Annotated in this window: 19 protein-coding genes; all 19 read right to left on the bottom strand. The window is 65.9% G+C overall.

The window, feature by feature from the left end:
• Positions 1-44 precede the first annotated feature (44 nt).
• The 19 genes from CEQ44_RS09040 to fliF all read right to left on the bottom strand — a co-directional run bounded on the left by CEQ44_RS09040 (position 45) and on the right by fliF (position 17,832).
• Complete coding sequence (locus CEQ44_RS09040; RefSeq protein ID WP_088184444.1) at positions 45-1,241, bottom strand: aspartate aminotransferase family protein; 1,197 nt, start codon at positions 1,239-1,241, stop codon at positions 45-47.
• A 153-nt stretch (positions 1,242-1,394) separates the two neighbouring features.
• The gene (gene fliS / locus CEQ44_RS09035; protein WP_088184443.1) at positions 1,395-1,793 is read right to left on the bottom strand and encodes a flagellar export chaperone FliS; all 399 of its coding nucleotides are present in this window, start codon (positions 1,791-1,793) and stop codon (positions 1,395-1,397) included.
• Between the two features lie 15 nt (positions 1,794-1,808).
• The gene (gene fliD, locus CEQ44_RS09030; RefSeq protein ID WP_088184442.1) at positions 1,809-3,203 is read right to left on the bottom strand and encodes a flagellar filament capping protein FliD; all 1,395 of its coding nucleotides are present in this window, start codon (positions 3,201-3,203) and stop codon (positions 1,809-1,811) included.
• 81 nt (positions 3,204-3,284) lie between these two features.
• The gene (locus tag CEQ44_RS09025; RefSeq protein ID WP_088184441.1) at positions 3,285-3,737 is read right to left on the bottom strand and encodes a hypothetical protein; all 453 of its coding nucleotides are present in this window, start codon (positions 3,735-3,737) and stop codon (positions 3,285-3,287) included.
• Positions 3,738-3,771: 34 nt separating this feature from the next.
• Positions 3,772-4,944, bottom strand: a complete 1,173-nt coding sequence (locus tag CEQ44_RS09020) for a glycosyltransferase family 87 protein (protein ID WP_088184440.1) — start codon at positions 4,942-4,944, stop codon at positions 3,772-3,774.
• Between the two features lie 5 nt (positions 4,945-4,949).
• Positions 4,950-6,086 (bottom strand): flagellar biosynthesis protein FlhB, encoded by a 1,137-nt coding sequence (locus tag CEQ44_RS09015; RefSeq protein WP_088184439.1) that lies wholly within the window; start codon positions 6,084-6,086, stop codon positions 4,950-4,952.
• Between the two features lie 3 nt (positions 6,087-6,089).
• Positions 6,090-6,872, bottom strand: coding sequence for a flagellar biosynthetic protein FliR (gene fliR, locus CEQ44_RS09010; protein ID WP_088184438.1), 783 nt, complete (start codon positions 6,870-6,872; stop codon positions 6,090-6,092).
• A 10-nt stretch (positions 6,873-6,882) separates the two neighbouring features.
• Complete coding sequence (gene fliQ, locus CEQ44_RS09005) at positions 6,883-7,155, bottom strand: flagellar biosynthesis protein FliQ (RefSeq protein WP_066600048.1); 273 nt, start codon at positions 7,153-7,155, stop codon at positions 6,883-6,885.
• Positions 7,156-7,261: 106 nt separating this feature from the next.
• Complete coding sequence (gene fliP, locus CEQ44_RS09000; RefSeq protein ID WP_088184437.1) at positions 7,262-8,026, bottom strand: flagellar type III secretion system pore protein FliP; 765 nt, start codon at positions 8,024-8,026, stop codon at positions 7,262-7,264.
• A 40-nt stretch (positions 8,027-8,066) separates the two neighbouring features.
• Positions 8,067-8,330: a flagellar biosynthetic protein FliO gene (locus CEQ44_RS08995; RefSeq protein ID WP_066600044.1), complete on the bottom strand. Its 264-nt coding sequence runs from the start codon at positions 8,328-8,330 to the stop codon at positions 8,067-8,069.
• Between the two features lie 87 nt (positions 8,331-8,417).
• Positions 8,418-8,753, bottom strand: a complete 336-nt coding sequence (fliN, locus tag CEQ44_RS08990; RefSeq protein ID WP_066600042.1) for a flagellar motor switch protein FliN — start codon at positions 8,751-8,753, stop codon at positions 8,418-8,420.
• A complete protein-coding gene (locus CEQ44_RS08985; protein WP_088184511.1) occupies positions 8,750-9,634 on the bottom strand; it encodes a flagellar motor switch protein FliM in 885 nt (294 codons plus the stop codon). The genes fliN and CEQ44_RS08985 overlap by 4 nt, the downstream gene beginning before the upstream one ends.
• A gap of 134 nt (positions 9,635-9,768) precedes the next feature.
• On the bottom strand, positions 9,769-10,443 hold the full coding sequence (fliL, locus tag CEQ44_RS08980) for a flagellar basal body-associated protein FliL (RefSeq protein ID WP_088184436.1): 675 nt from the start codon (positions 10,441-10,443) through the stop codon (positions 9,769-9,771).
• A 28-nt stretch (positions 10,444-10,471) separates the two neighbouring features.
• A complete protein-coding gene (locus tag CEQ44_RS08975) occupies positions 10,472-12,688 on the bottom strand; it encodes a flagellar hook-length control protein FliK (RefSeq protein ID WP_088184435.1) in 2,217 nt (738 codons plus the stop codon).
• Positions 12,689-12,690: 2 nt separating this feature from the next.
• Positions 12,691-13,116, bottom strand: coding sequence for a hypothetical protein (locus tag CEQ44_RS08970; RefSeq protein WP_088184434.1), 426 nt, complete (start codon positions 13,114-13,116; stop codon positions 12,691-12,693).
• On the bottom strand, positions 13,113-14,441 hold the full coding sequence (locus CEQ44_RS08965) for a FliI/YscN family ATPase (RefSeq protein ID WP_088184433.1): 1,329 nt from the start codon (positions 14,439-14,441) through the stop codon (positions 13,113-13,115). Before CEQ44_RS08965 ends, CEQ44_RS08970 begins: the two co-directional genes overlap by 4 nt.
• Entirely contained in the window at positions 14,438-15,079 is a 642-nt protein-coding gene (locus tag CEQ44_RS08960) for a FliH/SctL family protein (protein WP_088184432.1), read from the bottom strand. The genes CEQ44_RS08965 and CEQ44_RS08960 overlap by 4 nt, the downstream gene beginning before the upstream one ends.
• Positions 15,072-16,088: a flagellar motor switch protein FliG gene (fliG, locus tag CEQ44_RS08955; protein ID WP_088184431.1), complete on the bottom strand. Its 1,017-nt coding sequence runs from the start codon at positions 16,086-16,088 to the stop codon at positions 15,072-15,074. Before fliG ends, CEQ44_RS08960 begins: the two co-directional genes overlap by 8 nt.
• A complete protein-coding gene (fliF, locus tag CEQ44_RS08950) occupies positions 16,081-17,832 on the bottom strand; it encodes a flagellar basal-body MS-ring/collar protein FliF (protein WP_088184430.1) in 1,752 nt (583 codons plus the stop codon). The genes fliG and fliF overlap by 8 nt, the downstream gene beginning before the upstream one ends.

Raw genomic sequence — 17,832 nt, 5'->3', positions numbered from 1 at the left:
TCGACAGGCTCAGCCCCTACTCAGCACGAACGGGGTAGTATCAATCAGGCCGCCTTGGCTTCCGCGAAGGTCCGCGCGCCGGCGGAAATCTTCTCGATGGCTTCGGCGATATGGCTTTCCTCGATGACGAGGGGCGGCAGGATGCGCAGCACATTCTGGCCGGCCGACACGGCCAGCAGGCCATGATGGTCGCGCAGATGGCCGACGAAAGCGCGCGCGTCATGCGTGTCCTTCAGCTTGACGCCCAGCATCAGCCCCATGCCGCGCACATCCTCGAACATATCGTCATGATTGGGGATGAGCTGCTCCAACGCCGCGCGCAACCGAGCGCCCATGGCGGTCACGCGGTCAAGAAAGCCCTCGGCCAGGACTTCTTCCAACACGGCCAGGCCGACGGCCATGGCGAGCGGATTGCCGCCATAGGTGGAGCCATGGGTGCCGAACACCATCCCCTTGGCCGCTTCTTCGGTCGCCAGGCAGGCGCCAAGCGGGAAGCCCGCGCCGATGCCCTTGGCCACCGCCATGATGTCGGGCGTGACGCCATATTGTTCATGGGCGAAGAAGGTGCCGGTGCGGGCATAGCCGCACTGGACCTCGTCCAGGATCAACAGCAGGCCATGGTCGTCGCACGCCTGGCGCAGGCCCTTGAGGAACGCCTGCGTCGCGGGGGTCACGCCGCCTTCGCCCTGCACCGGTTCCAGCAGGAAGCCGGCGGTGTTGTCGTCGATAGCCGCGAGCGCCGCATCGAGATCATTGAACGGCACGACGGCAAAGCCGGGCAGCAGTGGTTCGAAGCCGTCGCGCATCTTGGGCTGGCTGGTCGCCGAGATGGTGCCCAGCGTCCGCCCGTGGAAGGCGTTGTCGAAGCTGATGATCTTGTGCCGGTGCGCTTCGCCATTGGCATAATGATAGCGCCGCGCGGTCTTGATCGCGCACTCGACCGCTTCTGCGCCCGAATTGGTGAAGAAGACGGTGTCGGCAAATGTGTTGTCGGCCAGCTTCTGCGCGAACGCTTCCCCCAAAGGCGAGCCGTAGAGGTTCGATATGTGCATCAGCGTCGCGGCCTGGTCGGCGATCGCCTTGACCAGCCTGGGGTGGCCATGGCCGAGCAGGTTGACCGCAATGCCGCTGGCGAAATCGAGATAACGCTCGCCGCGCTCGCCGATCAGATAGCAGCCCTCGCCTCGCACCGGACGGACATCGCACCGGGGGTAAACGGGCATGAGCGGCGTAATCGACATGAGCCTTCCCTTTCTGGGTTGATGCTGCGCGTCCTGTGCGCGTTGAATATAACGCAAAAAGGCGGCCCCCGCCGGGCCGCCCTTGTGCGAGTGCCGCCTATACAGGGGGCATGTTTGGGGCGCAACCCCGCCCGGCGGGCGCGCGCGCGGCTTTTACCGGCCGATCTGGGTCCAGGCTTCGGCGATTTCGGCGACGATGGCATGGGCCTGATCAACTGGCTCTGCCGACCGTTCCTTGGCCCCGACCAGCAGCAACCGGCGCGCTTCCCGATAGATTTGCGCCAGGCCGACCGAAATGTCGCCGCCCTTGTCGAAATCCAGGCTCGATTCGAGCGCGAAGAGGATCGACATCGCCCGCGCCTGCTTGTCCGACACCTTGACCCGGTCGCCGTTGCGTTCGGCCAACGCGGCCGCTTCGAGCGCCTGGAGCAGTTCGTCGAACAGGATCTTCACCAATGCGTGGGGCGTCGCGCCTTCGGTGCGGCTGCCGGAATGGACCGCGGCGTAACGGCGCGCCGCGCTGGCGCCTGCATAACCCTGATTATAGAACATCGTCTGCGTCCCCGATTAATTATTACCGCTGTTGTTCCAGACCTCGATCTGCTGTTCGAGGTAGCTTTGTGTCGCCTTGAGCGCGGACAGCCGCGTCTCCATCGCCGCGTAGATGGTGGTCAGATGGTCCTCATAATTGGCCATCTTCTCATCCAGATCTTCGAGCTGTTTGGTAAATTCCTCCGACTGGGCGTCGTAGCGCGCCTGCGCGGTCTTGAGCGGTCCATCGTCCTTCTCAATATTGTCGCGCACGGTGTCCATCAGCGCCGACAGGCCGGGGCTGGCGGAGGTGGAAACCTTGGGGTTCACCATGTTGGTGACGCCTTCCGGGTCCGTCTCCATCGCGGTAGCCAGCCGGGCGGTGTCGAGCGTCAACGTCCCGTCGCGATTGGTCGACACGCCAATGTCGGCCAGCGTCTTGTAGGTGCCGGTCGCCGACAGCTGGGTCGAGGTGATCGCCGATAATTGCCGTTTCATGTCGCGCACGCCCGACACGCCGTTCAGCACGCCCGCGCTGGACGAATCCGCGCCGGTCGCCGTCGCGGTGTTCAGCGCGCCCATCAGCGTGTTGTAGGCGCTGACAAATTCCTTGAGCAGATCGGACAGGCCGGCCGTAGGCTGGCTCATCGACAGGGTGACAGTGGTGCCGGGCGACGCCTTGTTCAGGTCAATCCGCAGATAGGGGATCGCGTCATCGACCGTGTTGCTGGCATATTCATAGGCGACGCCGTCCAGCGTGATCTTGGCATTTTGCGGCGTGGAGGAGCTGGTGAAGCTCATGCCGCCCAGGATGCTGCTGCCGCTGTCGGCGCTGGTGCTGATCGTGAAATCATTGTCAGCGCCGGTTGCGCCCTTGAAAACCAGGCGCGTGCCCTGCGTATCGGTGACGACGCGCGCCGTGACGCCCGTGTCGGCGGCATTGATGGCGGCGGCGAGGCCGGCAAATGTGTTGTTGGTCGAATCGAGCGTGATCGTGGTGGCTTCGCCCGCCGCATTGGTGAGGGTGAAGCTGCCGGTGCCGATCACGGTGCTGCCGGTCGCGCCGCCGGTCGCGCCGGACGAATAGACGCGGGCAGAGGCGAGCTGATCGACCGTCAGCTGGGCAGGCAGGCCGGCGGGACTGCCGCCGCTCAGCAGGCTGACCGATGCGATGCTAGCGTCGTTGGAGGCCGCCGTGCCGGTATAGGCGGGGCCGGACAAGACGTCGGTCAGGGCGTCGGCAAAGGTGTTGAGCGAGCTGGTGGCGGAGGCCAAGGCGGAGATGCGCGAGCTGTTGAGCGACTGCTGACTCGTGATCGCTGTCTGCTTGGGTTCTCGGGTCGCTTTCACCAGACTGGCGACCAACGCGGAGGTGTCGATACCCGACCCTGCGTTGAGCGCCGTCAAAATGCTGCTGCCTACCGAAGTCATGCGTCGTCCTTTCAAGGGGATAGAACGGCGCTAGCGGCAAGACCTTTAGGAATGATTTGCGCTGCGCCGGATCGACGGAAATCAGCCTGCGGCGGCGATCTGCTCGACCGTCCCGCGCGACACCTGCGCGTGCGCGCGATGGGCATAGGATGCGCGCTGGACGATGCGCTCGGCAAGGACAGCGGCATGTTCCACCGCTTCCTTGCTGGCAGGCGGCAGGGGCACCAGTACCATGGGACGCGGGATCATCGCCTGGATCGCGTCGGCCGCATCATCCACGCCGCTGACGCCCGACTGGAGGTCCGCCAATATGTCGGCGATCCTGGCATGCACTTCGACATATTCAGCGATACTGGCCAGATCATCGTCCACGACGACGCCGTCGACCGGCGGGGGCGTCTTGGCTGCGCCGCTCAAGGGCGCCGGGGTAGCACGACTGGCCGCCACAGGCTGAACGGCCTGGGCGGGTGATGGCGCACGCGAAACCGCCCTGTCGATGGGCGGCAGTTCGCTTCTGGAAACATAATCGTTCATGACGCACCATCCTAATGCGTCCCCAATGAAGAGATTACGGACGGTCGCGGTTAAACTTTAATGCATCATGCATATTTTTTTCGCGCAGCAGATAAAGGGCGACCGCGATGGGGATGAGGCCGGGTCCAGGCAAGCCCGCCATGCCGGCCGCCAACTGGAGCAAGGGCAGAAAAAAGGCCAGGATAGGCGCGATCCGGCCACTCTGCCCGGCGGCGAGCGCCAGCACCGCCATCGCGGCGAGGGACAACGTGTCGTAGGACAGCATATAGGGCGTGGCCGACACGGCGCAGGCAAGGAACAGCAGGTTGGCGGACAGGTCGGTCGCCGCGGGCCGGCGGCGGAAGCGCAGCCAGACCAGTGTCGCAGCGAGCAGGCCAAGCGCCATCTGGAGCGCGCTCGCCAGCGGCACCGGCACGCCGACGACGCGCAGGTTCATGAACAGGGTCGGCATGAAGGGCCCGGCGAGATGATCGGGATCACTGAGCACCAGCGACTGGTTGGCGATGCCGGTTTCGACATAGATGCGCCAGATATCAACGCCCCAGATCAGCGCCACGGTTGCCGCCAGCGCGAGGCTGGAGAGGGCGGCCGCCGCAAAAGCGCGCCAGTTGCGGGTGGCGAGGAACAGGATCGGAAAGAGAAAGCCCAGCTGCGGCTTGACCAGCAGCAGGCCGACCAGCGCGCCGGCCAGCCAGGGGCGGCGATCGCGCCAGCGCAGCGCAGCGAGGATAATCGCGGCGGCGAACAGGGCGAACTGGCCGGACATGAGGCCCAGCAGCGCGGCAGGCGCGGCCAGCGGCAGTGCGACGATCCGCCAGTCCCGCACCCACAGGCGCAGCGCGACAAGGAAGGCGACGGTTCCACACACGGTCCACAGCGCCAGCGCGGGCAGATAGGGCAGCAGGCCGAAGGGCGCAGCGACCAGCATCGCGACCGGGGGATAGGACCAGAGCTGGCCCGGATAGCCCGCCCCCACGATCGGCCCCAAAGTGGCGAGATAGATGTCCATGTCGTAATAGCGTTGGGGGTTCGCCTCCCACGCGGCGCGGCCATACATCCAGATGTTGAGGAAATCTCGCCCGACTACCAGCGATGTGCCGTCGCGCGGGATGCCATGGCCCGGCGTCAGGGTGAACAGATAGGCGGGCACGAAGACCAGCAGCAGCAGGGCCGCGCCGACCCACAGTATCCGCAGCCGGTCCGCCATAGCGCCTAAGGCTTCTTGCCGTCCGCGTTGAACCGCAGCTCGTCGGGCACGGTGATGAAGGGGCGGTCCATCTCGGTCGCCATCTTGTTTTCCACGCGGAAGACGAAGGCAAGGACGGTCGCCACCGCCATATACAGCCCTTCGTTGACGATCTGCCCCGCGCGCGACGTAAAATAGACGGCGCGCGCCAGTTCAGGATATTGCAGGACGGTCACGCCATTCTGGTCCGCCAGGTCGCGGATCGCGGCCGCGATCGCGTCACAGCCGCGCGCGACCACGACCGGGGCGGCGTCGACGCCGGGTTTATAGCGCAGCGCGACCGCAAAATGGGTCGGGTTGGTGATGATGACGCTGGCCTCCGCCACCGCCTGGCGCGTGGAGCCGTTCAGCACCTCGAACTGGCGGCGGCGCATTTGCCCCTTCATTTCGGGTGAGCCTTCGCTTTCCTTATGCTCGTCCTTGATCTCCTGCTTGCTCATGCCCAGCCGCTTGGCGCGCTGCATGATCTGGGCGGGGACGTCGATGCCCGCGATCAGGAACAGGCCGCCCGCCATCACCAGACAGGTCAGGATGAAGAGGTTGCCCAGGTCCGCCATAGCGGGCGCGACGCCCATCTTGCCGAGCGCCGTGATCTGCGTCAGCCGATCCCAGATGAACCAGATGCCGATGCTGCCGAGCAGGCCGATCTTGGCGATGGATTTGACCAGTTCGATCAGGCCCTGCGTGCCGAAAATCTTCTTGAGGCCAGCGCCGGGATTCATCTTTGACATCTTGGGGGCGAAGGCGCCGGGACGGAAGCCGAGGGAGCCCAGCAAGGCCGGCGCGGCGATCGCGGCGATGAAGGTGGCGAGCATCACGCCCGCGGCCGGCAGGGCGATGGTGCCAAGCAGTTCGGCGACGCGCGCGGCTGGCGAGAAGTCGATAATATCCTCTCGCCGGAAGCGCAGCGCGTCGGCCAGCATGTCCGACAGGGCGTCAATCAGCGACGGGCCGGTGATCGCCAGCCAGGCGATGCCCGCCATCACCACCAGCGCCGTGCCCAGTTCGCGCGACTGGAGGATGTCGCCCTTCTTGGCGGCGTCGTCCAGCTTCTTCTGGGTTGGTTTCTCGGTCTTTTCGCCGCCGCCCGGACTGTCCGCCATGGATCAGCGTCCTTCCGCGATCGACCGGGCTTCTTCCAGGCCGGCCTTGAGCGATGCGGTCATGCCTTCGGCCATGATCGGCACGGCGATGGCCAGCAGGATGATACCCGCCATCATCGCCACCGGCATGCCGACCGCGAACAGGTTGAGCGAGGGCGCGGCGCGGGCCAGCATGCCCATCACCACCTGCACCAGCACCAGCGCGAAGGCGACCGGCAGCGCGACGGTGACGCCCGCGCCGAGCAACGCGCCGCCGAAGGAGATGAGACGCCAGACCGTATCGTTGGACAATATGCCCGCGCCCGGCGGGATCGCCTGGTAGCTTTGGACGACGAAGCTGGCGAGCAGAAGATGACCGTCCATGCTGAGCAGCAGGAAGGTGGCGAGGATGGAGAGAAAAGTGCCCAGCACCTGGGTCGATTGGCCCGACGAGGGATCGACCATTGCGGCGAAGTTCAGGCCCATGGCGTTGCCGATCGTCTCCCCCGCGACGAAGGCGGCGGCGTAGCCGATCTGGACGGCGAAACCGAGCGCCAGGCCCGCCATGACTTCACCCGCGACCATCATCACGCCTTCGAAACTGGCGACGCCGTCCTGTGGCAGGGTGATGGTGACGCTGTTGAGCGCGGCAAGGCCCAGCGCCAGGCTGAGGATCAGGCGCAGTTGCAGCGGGACGGCGGGCGCGCCGAAGACTGGCGCGGCGATGAAGGCCGCGCCCGGCCGGATCATGGCGATCAGCCAGACCCAGAGCTGGTTTTCGACCCCGGCGAAGCCCGGCGCGATCATGGCCCGACGCTCATTGCAGCAGGTCCGGGATGCGTTCGAAGATTTCGCGGGTGAAGTCGGCGATCAGCACCATGATCGACCCGCCGAACAGCGCCAACATGCCGCCGACGACGATGATCTTGGGGATGAAGCTCAATGTCTGTTCGTTGATCGAGGTCGCCGCCTGCACCATGCCGATGATGAGGCCCGCGATCAGCGCCGGAATCAGCACGGGCGCAGCCGCCAGCGCCGTGATCCACAGCGCCTGCTGGGCCAACCCCATGAAGAAATCGGCATTTTCCATGCCGACTAGATACCCCGCCCCGTTCGCTTCGAGCGCGGTCGAGAAGCGGCAGCGCAACCGTTTCTCGACACGCTCGAAACGAACGGATGTTGGCGCATGACGCCGGTCATGTCGCGAAAGATCCCGCGAGCGACCCCATGGTCAGCGCCCAGCCATCGACCAGCACGAACAGCAGCAATTTGAACGGCATCGATATGATCGTGGGCGACAGCATCATCATGCCGAGCGCCATCAGCGTGGAGGCGACCACCAGGTCGATGATGAGGAAGGGCAGGAAGATCATGAAGCCGATCTGGAACGCGGTCTTCAATTCGCTGGTGACGAAGGCGGGCAGCAGGATCGTGAAGGGAATGTCGTCGGGCGTGCGGAAGGCGGGCGCCTTGGCCAAGTTCTGGAAAAGTTTGAGGTCGCTTTCGCGGGTCTGCTTGGCCATGAAGCCGTGCAGCACCTTGCCCGACCGGCCGACCGCTTCCTCAATGCTGATCTGCCCCTTGCCATAGGGATCGAAGGCCTGGGCGTTGATCGCATCGATAGCGGGGCGCATCACGAACAGCGAGAGGAAGAGGGTGAGGCCGACCAGCACCTGGTTGGGCGGCGTCTGTTGCAGGCCCAGCGCCTGACGCAGCAGCGACAGGACGATGATGATGCGGGTGAAGCTGGTCATCATGAGCACGAGCGACGGCAGCACCGTCAGCAGGCTCATCAGGACGAGAATCTGGAGGCTGAGCGAGAGCGAGCGACCGTCGCCCGAAATCTGGCCCATGGCGCGGCTCAATGCGCCGCTATTGTCGACCGGCGGCGTGGCGGCGGGCGCGGCCTGGGCGAAGGCGGGCACGGTGAAGAGGAGTACCGCGAAAAGGATCATCGCCATCGCCGCAAGAACGGGCAACCGCCGCCGCGAAGGTCGGGCCTTAGCGAAGGCGGACATGATCGCCTTCCGCGATCTTCTCGATCCGGCTGCGGGTGACGGACAGGAGGATCTTCTTGCCCTCAAACTCGACTACGGCGAGCTTGCCGAAGGCGCCCATGGGCAGCGCTTCCAGCAGCTTCAAGGAGCGGTCGCCCTGCCCCGCCATCATGCCGGGTTGATATTTGCGCCACAGCCACAGCGCGCCAAAGGCCATGCCGCCCACCAGCGGCAGCAGGATCAGCAGTTTAACGAAATACCAGAACATGAAATGGCCTGCCTGCAGCTATGGTTAACCACGCCTGCGTTCCGCAGTTTCGCGGCCGAAGGCAAGCGTAAAATCAGCGGCGGCCGATCAGCCGCGCCGTTCTATGCCGGCGAGGCGGTTTTCGGTGGCGGCGATATCGACGATGCGGATGCCATAGCGGCCGTTGACCGTCACCACTTCCCCCTTGGCGATCAGCGCGCCGTTGACCATGATATCGAGCAGATCGTCCGCCTGACGGTCCAGTTCGACGATGCTGCCTTCGGCCAGGTCCATGACTTCGGCCAGGCGCAGCGAGGTGGAGCCAACCTCCACCGACATGCGGACCGGGATATCGGCCAGCAGCTTGAACTGGCGGTTGTTGGTCATTTTGGACAGCGGGTCTTCGCCCCGGTCCATGCGGGGGGCTTCGCTCATGTCGCTCATTGATCGGGTTCCTGTGCGAGTTTTTCAATCTGGAAGGCGGCGCGGCCGTCCTGTTCGCCGATCGTGCCATGGGCGACGATGCGGTTGCCGACGATCAACGGCAGCGATCGGCCGATGGTGACGGGAATGACGTCGCCGACCTTGAGCTGCATCAGCTCGGCCAGCGACAGGTTGGGGCGCGCCAATACGGTGCGCGCGGGCATACGGATGTCGCGCATCCGCCGGGCGATGCGCGTCTGCCAGACGGGATCGCGCTGTTCTTCGTCAGCCGGCAGGTTGCTGCCCATCAGCGCTTCGACACCGCGCAGCGCCGACAGCGGAAAGACCAGGTCGATCGGCCATTCCTGTTCGCGGGTGATGGAGATGATGAAGCGTTGCAGCACCATCTGGTCGCCGGGTTGCGCCGACGCGGCATAGCCGACCGCGCTCTCGCGCAGGATCAGTCCTTGCTCCAGCGGCAATATGTCGGCCCAGGTTTCGACCAGGCGGGTGACGATGCTATCGGAAAGGCGGGCGATCAGCCGGTCTTCGGTCGGCGTAAATTCGCCGCGTGCGGGCAAGGCCCGGTTGCCGATGCCGCCATAGAAGCAATCGACCATCGTGGAAATCATCGCTGCGTCCATGCGCAGCAGCATCTGCCCTTTGAGCGGCAGCAGGCGATAGATGGACAGGCTGCAAAAGGCGGGGACTTCGGCCGTCCAGGCGGCGAAGTCCAGCACGCGGGTATCCTGCGCCACGATATGCGGGCGCACGCCGGCAATCGGTTCGATCAGGGCGCGCATGCGCCGGCCGAGCTTCTCGCTCAGCCGGTCCAGCCCCGACAGCATGATCGGTGCCTGCGAATCCCCGCGCCCGAAGGCGTAGGTCTGTACGTCGTCCATCTTGGTCCCCTGCCCCATGGCGGATCAGGGCACCTCCTGATCTTTTGGCGCAGCGCCATTAATAACGAAAATGGTAAAATTGGAGTTAACAGGGCGGTGGGCGGTCCCAGTGAAAGCGCGCCGACACAGCGCCCTTATTGAATGACGAAGTTGGTGAAATAGACGTTGTCGACGCCGCCATAGCCGGTCTTCTGCTTCAGCACATCGTTGATGATGGCCTTGATCTTACCCTGGAGCGCCTGCTTGCCCTGCGGGGTGTCGAGCACCTCCTGCGGCTGCTGCGCCAGCATCATCAGCATCTGGCTGCGGATCGGCATCTCATGCTGCTTGACTGCCGCAATCACGCGATAGTCATAATAGGTCGATACCGCGACCGAGATCTGGGCAAAGGCGTCGGTGTCCGACATGTTCGACGTAAAGGGCGCCTGCAGCTGGAAATAGGTGGCCTGATAGGCGGTCGGATTGGCTGGCGTGGGCAGGTCGATGCCCTTGCCCGGCGCGTGGCCCGCGGACACGGCATGGCTTTCGCCGCCGCTGGCATGACCACCGCCCTCGCCGCCGCCGCCGCCACCGCCCGCTTCGCCGGCCCAGCCATGGGCGGTTGCGACCGCCTGCGCATCTTCGCCGACCAGCACCAGCACCGGCTTGTTCGGGTCTTCCTTTGGCCCTTCCACTTTAGGACTGAAGAAACCGGCCGCGTACAGCCCACCGGCCGCGCCCGCGCCACCCACGACGACGCCCACGACCAGCAGCAGGATCATTTTCATGCTCCCACCCTTTTTTTTCTTGGCCTTCGGCTCGTCGCTCATCGTTCTGGTCCCCTAGGAAAAGCGCTGGTCACGCATAGCGCGCGCGAACGGCACCGCCGACGCTTTCGCCGACGTCCGTATGGTTAAGAACGGCCGCGTCACTGCCCGCTTTATGCCCGAAGGCGATATTTTCGCGTGGCCGGCCGCGACCCTGCATATGCGACTGGGCCGATGACTGGCCCATGCCCTGACCTGGGGTCTGGCCCGTGGCCTGATGGGCGTTCTGGCCGTGGCCACCAGACTGCTGTTGGGATGCACTTTGGTTACCGCCGCTGTCCGAACGCGTGGTTTCCGCAACATGGGGCGCCCGCTCGATCTTCATTTCGCTGATGCGCATGGCGGACAGGCCAGCGTCCAGCTTCAGCCGGTCGCCCTCCTGCCGCAGGGCCTGTTCGGCCGCCTCGGTCGCCACGGTCAGGCGGATGGCGGCGCCATCGTCGCCCTGTCGGATATCGACCTGGATAGGGCCTAGCTGATCGGCGTTGATCTGGAACCGGCCCTGCGCGCCATTGGCGGAAAGGCCAGCGATATCGCGCGCCAATCCATCGATCCACTGGCCCGACACGCCCATATCGACCATCTGCGCGCCAAGGCTGGCGGACAGGTCGACGGTGGGCATGGCGGTTGTGGCGGTCGCGATCGGCTGGACGGTGGGCTGAACCAACGCGGCCGTTGGCATGGCGCTGTCATTGGGGGCCGTCGGCAGGATGGCGGGCGCGGCCGCGGCGTCCCCATCGCCAACCGGTGCGGCGGCTTCCGTCCGGCGCGGCGCGCGCAGGCTCATATGATCGCGCACCAGCTGGAGCAGCGACACGGCCTCCGCGCGCGCTTTGGTGGGTGCTACGGGGAGGCTTGCCTGTGCGATCGCGGCGGATTGGTCCGCAGTTTCGAGCGGTTCCGCCATAGCGGAAGCGGCCGTTGCAACAGGCATGGCCGACAGGGTGTCGGCGATCGGGGCAGCGACGGACGATGGCGGCGCGGCCGCCGCGAGCGGGCTGGCGGTTGACGCGGGACCGGCGTTCTGGATGGGGGGGACCGGCGCAGTCTGGCTGGCGGCACGCGTGAGGTCCAGTGCGGGCGCAGCGGCGGGCTTGCCGATGGCGGGCTGCTCCACCGGCATGTCGGCGCGAGCGATCGCAGCTTCGGCCGGGAGCGGCGGCGCAACGCCCGCCTGCGGCACCGCTGCGACAGAGGGAAGCGGGGTAGCATCGACAGGCTTGGGTGCGGCATCGTGCGACGCGACGGCCGCGCGCGGCGGCGTGACGGGCGTCGGCGACGGGGCGGCCGCGCGCGGCGGCGTGACGGGCGTCGGCGACGGAGCGGGGTGATCGACGCTATCGACCGGTTCTTCCGAGACTGGCTGCGCCATGGAGGCGGCGGCGGGGGCCGATCGCGAGATGGAGGACGGGCTTGGCGTTGCGGCCTGAATTGGATTGGCCTGAATCGCCGCGGCCGGGGGCGCGTCGGGTTGCACCACGGGGGATGCGGCCGGGGGCGCGGGCTGCGCCATCCCCAGCACGATCGGCTGGGGCGGTGGCTGACTGTCGTCTTGCGCGACGGGCATGGCCTCGTCTTCGGACGCCGAGGGTTCAGGCGCATCCTGCGCAGCGGATATGTCCGCCGACAGCGATATGGCGACGGGGTCGGCCGGGACAGCGTCACGCGGCCGGGCGGGATGCGCCTTGACCAGTACTGGCGCGGGCACCCGATCGACGGCGGCAGACGCAATCGCTCCCGGAGCCACCGTTACCGGTGTCGGCGACGCCGAAGCCGTCGGGGCGCCCTCCCCCCGCTGCGGCGGGAGAGCGTCGGTCGGCGGCGCCTTATCATGGGCAGGCACGATGTCATCCGGCGCTTCGACCGCTGCGGCCGGTGCTGCGCTGGCAGGCGCGGACGCCCTATCCGCATCAGGATATGCGACAGGGAGTTGGACAGTTGTTTGCGGTTTTACCGTTTGGGGCGGGACCGCGACAGAGGCTGGCGAAGGTGTCGCATGCGCGATGGCCGGATGCCAGGCAACCGCCTCAACATCTTGATTTTTTACGTTATCTTTGACCAGCCCTGCACCATCCGCCATGTCGGCGGTCGGCGCGATCGGCTGCGCGGTGGCGGTCGGCACTGTGCCGGCGCTGTTCAACAATATCGCGAAATCGGTGCTGCCTGCGTCCGACATGGCATCCGTCTTCACGCCCGCAGATGCCGGCGTGGCGAACAACAGCGCCTTGAGGCTGGTCAGCATGGTCATCGTCAAGCGTCCCCGTTGCGCTGCATCCGGCGATAGCGGGGCAGTGCGGCCAATTTGGTCTCTCGCCATTCCTCCAGGTCCGCGCGGGCGCGGTCCTTGAGGCGGGTGGCGATTTCCTTCTCGCGGTTCGCTGCAAGAGTCATGCCTTCTTTGGCCTCGACCTTGCGCTTGGCATCATAAAGCGCGCCGTCGAGTTGTCGCCCGGCCTGTTCGAGGCGGGTCGCCAGTTCCTGCATCGCGGCAAAGGACGCGCCAGTGGCCATGCCTTCGGTGTCGAACAATTCGCTGCGCACCTTGCGCAGGCGGTCGATATTGCGGGACAGGCCGTCGGCTTCGTCGCGCGCGCGGGCGGTTTCCGCGACCGCCATGGCGTGCTGGACATGGCGGACGCGCAGCACGCGCTGGCGGCGGCCGACCAGGCCCTTCATGCGCTAAAGCCCGCGATCAGCGCTTCGGCGCTGGTGTCGAGATCGATGCGGCTCTTCTGGTCCTGACGGATGAAGTCGAGGATTTCCTGGCGGCGGCGGACGGCTTCGTCGATGACGGGGTCGTTGCCGGGGCGATAGGCGCCCATCAGGATAAGGTCGCGATTTTCCTCATAGGCGGCCCAGAGGCGGCGATAGTTGGCGGCCGCCATGCGATGCTCGTCATCCACCACGTCGGCCATGACGCGCGACAAGGACTTGCCGATGTCGATGGCGGGGAAGATGGATTGTTCGGACAGGTGCCGCGAGAGGACGAAATGGCCGTCCACGATGGCGCGGGCGGCGTCCACGATCGGATCGTCGGTGTCGTCGCCATCGGCCAGCACGGTGTAGAGCGCGGTAATCGATCCGCCGGTGCGGGCGTCCACCCCTGCCCGTTCGACCAGACGGGGGATGAGCGCCAGGGCGGAGGGCGGATAGCCCTTCATCGCGGGCGGTTCACCCAGTGCCAGGCCGATTTCGCGCTGGGCGTGGGCGCAGCGGGTCAGGCTGTCGATCAGCAGCAGAACCTTCTTGCCACGGGCGCGATAATATTCGGCGATGGCGGTGGCGCGGGCGGCGGCGCGCAGGCGCAGCACCGGGGGATGATCGGCGGGCACGGCAACGACGATGCTCTTGTGCATCGTGTGCTTCAATTTGGTTTCGAGGAAGTCGCTGACTTCGCGGCCGCGTTCGCCGATCAGCCCGACGACGACGATATCGGCTTCGGCCCCGGCGATCATCTGGCCCATCAGGACGGATTTACCGACGCCGGAGCCAGCTATGATGGCGATACGTTGGCCGCGCCCGGCGGTGAGCAGCGCGTTGACGGCGCGGACGCCGAGGTCAAAGGCTTCGGTGACGCGGCCCCGGTCGAGGACGTTGCCCTTCACGCCGTTCAAGGGCCAGGTGCCGCCCGCGATGATCGGCCCCTTGCGGTCGAGCGGCTGGCCCATCGCATCGATGACGCGGCCGATCAGGCCGTCGCCCACCTGCACCATATTCGCCTGGCTGTCGGGTTCGACGCGGATACCGTTTTCCAGCGGCGCGTCGGCGTCGAGCGGGACCAGCAGGGTGCGGTCGCCGCGAAAGCCGACGACTTCGGCGCGGCAGACGGAGCCGTCGCTGGCCATGACGCGCGCGCCAGAGCCGATCGGACGGCGAAAACCGGTGACTTCGAGCATCCCGGCGTCATGGCTGACCAGACGGCCGATCCGGCGGGGCGCGCGGTTCTGAACCTGGAGATGATCGAACAGGCTTTCGGCCTGGGTCAGCGCGGCGCGGATCACGCCTTACCCTCCATATCGTCCATCAGGGCGCGCAGGCGGGCGAGGCGCACGTCCGGGCCATCCTCGACCCACCCGTCGGCGGTTTCGAGCCGCACGCAGCCGCGATGCATGGCTTTGTCAGCCACCAGCTTGACGCCGATCGTCTCGCCTTCCAGCAGGCTGATGTCTTCGGGATGGAGATGCAGCGCGCTCTTGCCTTCATTATCCTCGATGAAGGCGGCGACGGTGTCGCAGCGCTGGACCAGCCGTTCAATGTCGATTTCGACCTCACCCACAATCTGTTCGACCAGGCGGACGACCGTGGCGGAAAGCATGGTGGAGAGCATTCCGCTGGGCGCGGGCGCGAGGGTTTCGAGCGCTTCGGTGAGGCGCGTGCGCGCTTCGCTTTCCTGCCCATGGGTCTGGGTGGTGACGCGGCAGCCTTCGTCGAAGCCCATGGTGAAGGCTTCCATCCGGGCCTCCTCCATCAGGTCGATTTCCGGTTCCGCCTCGATCACGCCATTGCGCATCGTGCCGGTCCCGGTCTGGCCGGGCAAGCTGGCATAAAGGCTGCGAAAGCCGCCTTCGGCCGGGCGGAAGCCTGCGACCGCGACGGGCGTCGCATCCTGAACGGCGACGCCACCCCAGAAATTAGACAAAGTCGTTCCCCTTGCCGCCCAGCATGATTGTGCCGGCGTCGGCCATGCGGCGCGCGGTGGCGATGATGAGTTTCTGCGAATCCATGACCTCGGCCAGGCGGATCGGCCCGCGTTCCTCGATTTCGTCGGCAATGGCCTGCGCGGCGCGGGCGGACATGCAGCTGAAGATCTTGGCCTTGAGCAGGTCGTTCACGCCCTTCAAGGCGACGACCAGCACGGCGCTGTCCACGGTCCGCATCAGCGTGCCCAGATTCTTGTCGTCCATGTCGATGAGGTTGTCGAAGACGAACATCTCCTCCTCGATCGTCTGGGCGATCATCTTGTCGCGCTTGGCGACCGCCTTCATGATCCGCTGTTCATTATCCTTGCGGACATTGTTCATGATCGCCGCCGCTTCGATCGTACCGCCGCGCTGCGAGGCTGCGCCCTGCTTCTTGACCGGGCCGCGCAGAAGTAGCTGCTCCAGATCATCCAGCGCCTCGTTCGACACCGGGCCGAGCGTGGCGATGCGATAGACGATTTCTTCCTGATATTCGGCCGGCAGCAGTTGCAGCACGTCGGCCGCGACTGGCGCTTCAAGATGAGCCAGCACGATCGCCATGATCTGCGGATGCTCCATTTCAATGAGCGTGCCGATTTCCTTGGCGTCCATCCATTTGAGCATTTCCAACTGGGTGGACCGGGTCGGCGGGGTGATGCGGGCCAGGATGGTTTCCGCACGTTCTTCGCCCAGCGCCTTGGTCATCGCGCCGCGGATGTGGCGGGTCGCGCCATAGCCGATGGTGGTGCGCTTCTTCGCCTTGGTGACGAAATGGTCGAGCGCTTCGTTCACCTCTTCGGGATCGACATCCGCCACGTCATACATGGCGTAGCCGAGCTGGCGCACTTCGTCCGGCTCCAGGCGCGAGAGGATCTGGGCGGCTTCGTCTTCGTCGAAGAGCATGAGGAGGACGGCGGCGGCGGCGCTGCCCTTCAGCGCCTCGGGACGACCGGGAACGATCTCAGGCATTTTCCTTCTTCCCCTCCTTCAGGAGGTCGCGGACGACGAGCGCGGCCCGATCAGGGTCTTGCTTGACGAAGTTGCGGATGAGGTCGGCGCGCTGGGCATAGTCATAAGTGGAGGAGATCATGTCGAGCGTGATCTTGGCCTCCGCCCCGTCCGGCCCGGCGACGACCGCCTGTTTGGTGATTTCGCTGGAAATTTCGCGACCGATGCGCTGGCCTTCCTCCGGGGTCGGGGCAGGCAGAGCGTCCTGCGTTGCGGCGCGGCGCTTCAGAAGCGGGCGACCGATGCCGAAGATGACGAGCAGCGCGACCAGCAGGGCCGACACGTTGCGCACCAGCGGCGACATCCAGTCGGCTTCATACCAGGGCGGCGTCACTTCCGCCGTCTTGAGGAAGCTGCGCGAGGAGAGCGCGACCACGTCACCGCGGGCCTGGTCGAAACCGACTGCGCCCTTCACCAATGCTTCCAGCGCGGCGATTTCCTGCGGGGTGCGGGCCTTGCCGTCGGGTGCGGTGTCGAGCGCGACGGCGACCGACAGACGCTTGACCGTGCCGATGGCGTCGCGGGTCACCGACACTTCGCGGCCCAGTTCGAAGCTGCGGTTGAAGGTTTCTTCGGTCTTCATCAGCGGGTTGGGCGGCGTGCCGGGCGCAGTTTGCGTGCCTTGCGCGGTCTGGCCCTGCGTCACCGCCTGGCCATTGGGATTGGTCTGGGTCACGGTCGGATTGACCGGGGCCTGGTTGCTGAGCGCACCGGGGATGCCGGATGCTTCGCCCGTGCCCTGGCCGCGCGGATCGGACGCCCAGGTGCCGGTTTCGTTGCGCAGCCGCGCTTCGTCCTGCGGGTAGGTCTCGCGGGTGGCCTGCCGTTCGGCGAAGTTGAGTTCGGCATGCACCTCGGTCGAGAAATTGCCGGTGCCCAAGATGGGCGTCAGCAGCGCGATCACCGACTGGCGATAGCGATCCTCGATCTTGCCCTGCACCGCCAACTGACGATCGTCGGCGGCGTTGCCGTCATTATTGCTGAGCAGGCGGCCGTTCTGATCGACAAGCGAGATATCGTCCGGGTTGAGTTCCGGGATCGAGGAGGCGACGAGATGGACGATCGCGTTGACCTGTGCATCGGTGAGCGTCCGGCCATTGGCGAGGCGCAGCATGACCGACGCGGAGGGCTTCGACCGTTCGCGCAGGAAGACGCTGGGCGGTTCGACGGCCAGATGCACCTTGGCGGTTTCGACGCTGTCGATCGCCTCGATAGTGCGGGCGAGGTCCATTTCGCGGGCGGTGCGCAGCTTTTCGCCCTCGACCGCGCGCGATGCGCCCATGGGCAGGCTGTCGATCATGCTGTTGCCGTCCGGCGCGCTCTTGGGCAGGCCTTGGGCGGCGAGCATCATCTTCGCCTTGAAATAATCGTCTTCGCCGACTGTCATGCCGCCGCTGTTGTCGAAGTCATATTTGATGCCGCTCTGGTCCAAGACCTGTGCGACGGCGGACTTGTCGCTGTCAGGCAGGGCGCGGAACAGGTCGCGCTGGGGCGGTTCGCGCAGCGCTAGCCAGGCCGCACCCGCGACCGCGACGGTGCCGAGCAGGCCGAGCAGCGGCAGGCTTTTGGCCACTGCGGGCTGTTTGATGAAGCCGGTGAAGCGCGCCTTGAGCGCGTCCACGCCCTTGGCCCCGTTCCCGAAGGATGGGGTGGCGGTGAGAGCGGGCGCCGATGCGCCGACATTGGTGCTGAGTGCGTTTTCCAT

Source organism: Sphingobium sp. Z007 (assembly GCF_900013425.1).
Classification (GTDB): domain Bacteria; phylum Pseudomonadota; class Alphaproteobacteria; order Sphingomonadales; family Sphingomonadaceae; genus Sphingobium.
Note: the sequence above shows the minus strand (reverse complement) of the source record. Positions and strands in the feature narration are given on the sequence as shown.

Bases quoted from the DNA above. Each gene is read 5' to 3' on its own strand.
- fliG (WP_088184431.1), bottom strand. From the start codon at position 16,088: ATGCCTGAGATCGTTCCCGGTCGTCCCGAGGCGCTGAAGGGCAGCGCC.
- CEQ44_RS08975 (WP_088184435.1), bottom strand. From the start codon at position 12,688: ATGACCATGCTGACCAGCCTCAAGGCGCTGTTGTTCGCCACGCCGGCA.
- CEQ44_RS09015 (WP_088184439.1), bottom strand. From the start codon at position 6,086: ATGGCGGACAGTCCGGGCGGCGGCGAAAAGACCGAGAAACCAACCCAG.
- fliN (WP_066600042.1), bottom strand. From the start codon at position 8,753: ATGAGCGACATGAGCGAAGCCCCCCGCATGGACCGGGGCGAAGACCCG.
- CEQ44_RS08985 (WP_088184511.1), bottom strand. From the start codon at position 9,634: ATGGACGACGTACAGACCTACGCCTTCGGGCGCGGGGATTCGCAGGCA.
- fliR (WP_088184438.1), bottom strand. From the start codon at position 6,872: ATGATCGCGCCGGGCTTCGCCGGGGTCGAAAACCAGCTCTGGGTCTGG.
- CEQ44_RS09025 (WP_088184441.1), bottom strand. From the start codon at position 3,737: ATGAACGATTATGTTTCCAGAAGCGAACTGCCGCCCATCGACAGGGCG.
- CEQ44_RS08995 (WP_066600044.1), bottom strand. From the start codon at position 8,330: ATGTTCTGGTATTTCGTTAAACTGCTGATCCTGCTGCCGCTGGTGGGC.
- fliS (WP_088184443.1), bottom strand. From the start codon at position 1,793: ATGTTCTATAATCAGGGTTATGCAGGCGCCAGCGCGGCGCGCCGTTAC.
- fliL (WP_088184436.1), bottom strand. From the start codon at position 10,443: ATGAGCGACGAGCCGAAGGCCAAGAAAAAAAAGGGTGGGAGCATGAAA.
- CEQ44_RS08970 (WP_088184434.1), bottom strand. From the start codon at position 13,116: ATGAAGGGCCTGGTCGGCCGCCGCCAGCGCGTGCTGCGCGTCCGCCAT.
- fliD (WP_088184442.1), bottom strand. From the start codon at position 3,203: ATGACTTCGGTAGGCAGCAGCATTTTGACGGCGCTCAACGCAGGGTCG.
- fliQ (WP_066600048.1), bottom strand. From the start codon at position 7,155: ATGGAAAATGCCGATTTCTTCATGGGGTTGGCCCAGCAGGCGCTGTGG.
- CEQ44_RS09040 (WP_088184444.1), bottom strand. From the start codon at position 1,241: ATGTCGATTACGCCGCTCATGCCCGTTTACCCCCGGTGCGATGTCCGT.
- CEQ44_RS09020 (WP_088184440.1), bottom strand. From the start codon at position 4,944: ATGGCGGACCGGCTGCGGATACTGTGGGTCGGCGCGGCCCTGCTGCTG.
- fliP (WP_088184437.1), bottom strand. From the start codon at position 8,026: ATGGCGATGATCCTTTTCGCGGTACTCCTCTTCACCGTGCCCGCCTTC.
- fliF (WP_088184430.1), bottom strand. From the start codon at position 17,832: ATGGAAAACGCACTCAGCACCAATGTCGGCGCATCGGCGCCCGCTCTC.